The following is a 3,526-nucleotide window of genomic DNA, read 5'->3' on the forward strand; positions in this document are numbered from 1 at the left end:
GTGTTCGCGTTGTCGAACCCGGACCCGGAGATCCACCCGGACATCGCCCGTAAGCATGCGGCGATCGTGGCCACCGGGCGCTCGGATTTCCCGAACCAGATCAACAATGTGCTGGCCTTCCCCGGGGTGTTCCGGGGTGCGCTCGATGCCGGTGCCCGCCGGATCACCGAAGGTATGAAGCTCGCCGCCGCCGAGGCAATCCTCTCGGTCGTCGGTGACGAGCTGGCTGTAGACAAGATCGTTCCCAGCCCGCTCGATCCTCGCGTCGCCCCCGCTGTCGCGGAGGCAGTCGCCGCCGCTGCTCGTGCAGAAGGCGTCACCGACTAGAGCACCCGTGCGTGATTGACGAGTCTCTGCACTCGTCAACCACGCACGGGCGGCGGCCCTCCTGTCGTAACGTCGCAGTAGAGCGTGAAACCAGGAGGTCCACGATGGCTCCAGAGCGCCTTCCAGTGTCAGGGCAGTCGCGGCGTCTGCACGCGACGCGAACAGCGAGATTCGGTCATGAGTGACCGGGCGCCGTTCCTGGTGACCGGTGTGGGCGGTGGTTACAGCAGTATCAGCCGGATGGTCGCCGAGCTGCTGCTCCGCAGTGGCGAGCCCGTGCGGGCGATGGTTCATCGCGATGACGGCCGCGCCGACGCACTACGGAAGCTGGGAGCAGACATCGTCGTCGGCGATCTGACCCGCCCCGGCGACGTCGATGCGGCGCTGACGGGCGTGACGGGCGTGACCCGGATGTTCTTCAACATGAGTGTTTCCGCGGACTATCTGGAAGCCGCCGCTGTTGTGTGCGCGATCGCCGACGAGCGGGGCGATCTCGAGGTGTTGGTGAACATGTCGCAGATGACGGTGTCGCAGATGACGTCGACCAGCACCGACGAGTCCCGGCACCAACGGCTGCACTGGCTCGCCGAGCGCATCATGAATTGGTCCGGTCTGTCCGTCGTCCACGTCAGACCCACGGTCTTCCTGGACAATCCGCTGTTCACCGTCGTGGCGAGCCGTTCCGTCGCCGAACGTGGCGTCTTGGCCTTGCCGTTCGGTACCGGCAGGACCTCGCCCGTCGCCGCCACCGACGTCGCCCGCGTCGTCGCCGCCATACTTCAGGATCCAGCAGGACGTATCGGGCAGGTCTTCGAGCTGACCGGCCCCGCCGTCCTGGACATCGACGGCCTCGCCGATCAATACACCCGGGGCTTGGGACAGTCGGTAGCGGGATCCGATTTGCCCCACGACGACTTCGTGGAGTTGTTGAGCGCCGTTCCCGGCATCTCGTCGCACACCGTGCAACACCTCCTCACCGTTGCCACACTGCACCGCGACGATCGCTACAACCGGCTGACCACCGACGTCGAGGACGTGACCGGGCAGCCCGCGCAGTCGGTCGAGCAATACATCGCCGCACACCGCGAGCTGTTCTCGAGCCCGCCGCAGCCGGGTAGTGAGGGCTGAGCATCGCCACTACTTGCGCCACCCGTTCGAGCGGCGATCACGTCGCTCGCACCCACGACCGTGCGACGTCGCATACTGTGCCGATGATCCTGGAACACGCACTGYTGACCGTGGCACCCGAACGAGTCGAGGAATTCGAATCTGCGTTCGCGCAGGCCGAGTCGATCATTTCGTCGATGCCCGGATTCCTGCGGCTGCGATTGTCACGCGGCCTCGAGCGACCGAATGTCTATCTCCTGCTGGTCGAGTGGGAAGAACTCGAAGACCACACCGAAGGCTTTCGGCAATCGGGCCGGTACCAGCAGTGGAAGGACCTGCTGCACCACTTCTACGATCCCTTCCCGTTCGTGGAGCACTATGCACCTGTCCGCGAAGTGTGATTCGACGCCTCGCCGAGGCTGGCGCAACACGCGGACACCAGTCTCGTCGTGGCGGGGCTTCCGCCGTCACCGCAGGACGGGCACACCATCGTGACGCTCCGCGCGATTTCGTCGACGGTGACGGTGAGCGGCACGGCGCACTGGCGGCACCACCTGTGTCGCGTGACGGCGTTGACGTGTGTCGGCGACGCGACGCATTGGTGAATCCACCGTCGGTGCAGCGGGCACGTCGTCCGATCATCGGGGGCCAAGGTTCGCGCATCCTCAGCGGCGTCTTCCCTGGCCAGTTGATCACGGAGCATGGTCGCGCAGGACCGTCTCACCCCAGACGAGCGGTGGCGGGCCGGTGTGGGACGGATCGCGTAGGAGGTAGTCATGGGGTTACCTCGACGAGATCGAACCGGGAGTGCAATTGCGCCCAGGTTGCCCGGCGACGGCCGTCGTGGGTGCGGTAACCGCTGCCCGGCTCCGGAACCCAGGTCCGCATCAGATCGTCACGAACCGCGGGACGGTCGGTGGGTTCGCACGTGTGCGCCAGCGCGGCGACCAACCACACCCGGGAGGCGGTGCTGCCGGGGGATACCGAGTGGGTTTCCGTGCCAAGCGGGTTCGTAATCATGGGTCGTCCTCACGTCGGTCCCGGTCGCGTCCCCGCACTCGAAAGAAGCTGGCCCTCAACGAGTTGCTGATCCGCGTGGGATTCTCTGTCTGACCTCATGATCCGCCGGCTAGGGTGAAACGCGTGTCTCATTTCCTGACACCAAGTGGTGCGGGCGACGTCAGATGTCGATGCCGAATTCCTTGATCTTGCGGTAGATGGTGGCCCGTGAGATGCCGAGAGCTGTTGCGGCGGCCTTCTTGTTGCCGCGGTTCTCCTCGAGGCTGCGCACGATGGCGTCGCGTTCGAGGGCTTCGATCTGTGTGAGTGTGTGTCGGCTCAGGGCTCGGCACATCGGGGGTAGCTGCTCGACCTCGACGACACCGGAGCGCTGACGCTGGACCACGTCGTGCAAAACCTGCCGGAGCTCGGTGACGTTGCCGGGCCAGCTGTACTTGCAGAGTTGGCGCATCGCCGCAGGCGAGAGAGACAAGTCCGCGCCGCGCCCGAGCTGTCGCAGCAAATGTGGTACCAAGCTGTGAAGATCGTCGATGCGATGACGCAGCGCGGGCATGGTGACGGTATGGCTGAAGTGGGGAAGGATCAGCGTGTCGAGGTCGGTGTTGTGATCGGTTCCGCCGATGGTCGCGCCGATCCATCCGGCGTGTTCGCGTCCTTGAACGAGGTCGGCGACAGTCCGCAGCTGCGACTCGCCGAGGAGGTCGATGTCGCGCAGGATGACGCTGAATCGGTCTTGTCCGAGTTCCTGTTCGAGTGCCGGCAGGCCGGCGCTGCCGCCCGCGAGTTCGGCAACCGTGAAGATCCGTGTGCGGATGGGAATGTGTTCGATGGCAACAGCTTTGAGAGCTGATGCGCGGCCGCTTCCGGCTTCGCCGGAGACGGTGACCCACTGTTGTTCGCGCGCGCAGCGAGCGATCTGCTGGCAACTGCGGCGCCAGGACGCGCTGGTGCCGGTGATTCCGGGCAAGACGCGGATGCTCTCCAGAGCAGGGGATCCCGATGTGGGGATCTCCAGCAGATGTACGTAGAACAAGGCCATCTGCCGTCGGGCCCCGAGCCCGAAGTCCTCGAC

General features: G+C 65.4%; 5 protein-coding genes. 3 read left to right on the forward strand and 2 right to left on the reverse strand.

All coding sequences use genetic code 11. The features are described from left to right. The 3 genes from AC1D1G_RS43150 to AC1D1G_RS43160 form a co-directional block, all read left to right on the forward strand. Nucleotides 1-327 (forward strand): malic enzyme-like NAD(P)-binding protein (locus AC1D1G_RS43150; protein WP_477956699.1); only part of this gene is annotated, 327 nt, incomplete at its 5' end. 177 nt (nucleotides 328-504) lie between these two features. Continuing rightward, a complete protein-coding gene (locus AC1D1G_RS43155) occupies nucleotides 505-1,455 on the forward strand; it encodes an NAD(P)H-binding protein (protein ID WP_477956700.1) in 951 nt (316 codons plus the stop codon). Nucleotides 1,456-1,538: 83 nt separating this feature from the next. Then, entirely contained in the window at nucleotides 1,539-1,835 is a 297-nt protein-coding gene (locus tag AC1D1G_RS43160; protein WP_283335398.1) for an antibiotic biosynthesis monooxygenase family protein, read from the forward strand. Nucleotides 1,836-2,208: 373 nt separating this feature from the next. On the opposite strand, the gene AC1D1G_RS43165 is transcribed toward AC1D1G_RS43160, so the two are convergent. Both AC1D1G_RS43165 and AC1D1G_RS43170 read right to left on the reverse strand, forming a co-directional pair. Then, entirely contained in the window at nucleotides 2,209-2,454 is a 246-nt protein-coding gene (locus AC1D1G_RS43165) for a hypothetical protein (protein ID WP_477956701.1), read from the reverse strand. A 160-nt stretch (nucleotides 2,455-2,614) separates the two neighbouring features. Further along, nucleotides 2,615-3,526: AAA-type ATPase lid domain-containing protein (locus AC1D1G_RS43170; protein WP_477956702.1), on the reverse strand; the 912-nt coding region annotated here is incomplete at its 5' end.

This window comes from Rhodococcus sp. P3_B8, from assembly GCF_056402775.1.

Bases quoted from the DNA above. Each gene is read 5' to 3' on its own strand.
- AC1D1G_RS43155 (WP_477956700.1), top strand. From the start codon at position 505: ATGAGTGACCGGGCGCCGTTCCTGGTGACCGGTGTGGGCGGTGGTTAC.
- AC1D1G_RS43165 (WP_477956701.1), bottom strand. From the start codon at position 2,454: ATGATTACGAACCCGCTTGGCACGGAAACCCACTCGGTATCCCCCGGC.